Annotated in this window: 1 protein-coding gene; it reads right to left on the bottom strand. The window is 78.0% G+C overall.

Annotated features, from left to right (window positions below; translation table 11 throughout):
- Window positions 1–223: hypothetical protein (locus ADK41_RS16080; RefSeq protein ID WP_159043983.1), on the bottom strand; the 223-nt coding region annotated here is incomplete at both ends.

The raw sequence follows: 223 nt of genomic DNA, 5'->3' as shown, positions 1-223 counted from the left end.
GAGCCGAGCAGCAGCGGCCGGTCGGCGGGCCGGTCCTGGCCGTAGGTGGCCAGCAGCGCCTGCGCCTCGATCGGGTCGCCCAGCGGGGTGCCGGTGCCGTGGCCCTCGACGGCGTCCACGTCGGCGGGCGTGAGCCCGGCGCTCGCCAGGGCCTGGCGGATGACCCGCTGCTGGGAGGGGCCGTTGGGGGCGGTCAGGCCGTTGGAGGCGCCGTCCTGGTTGA

The organism is Streptomyces caelestis (genome assembly GCF_001279005.1).
Classification (GTDB): domain Bacteria; phylum Actinomycetota; class Actinomycetes; order Streptomycetales; family Streptomycetaceae; genus Streptomyces; species Streptomyces heliomycini.
Note: the sequence above shows the minus strand (reverse complement) of the source record. Positions and strands in the feature narration are given on the sequence as shown.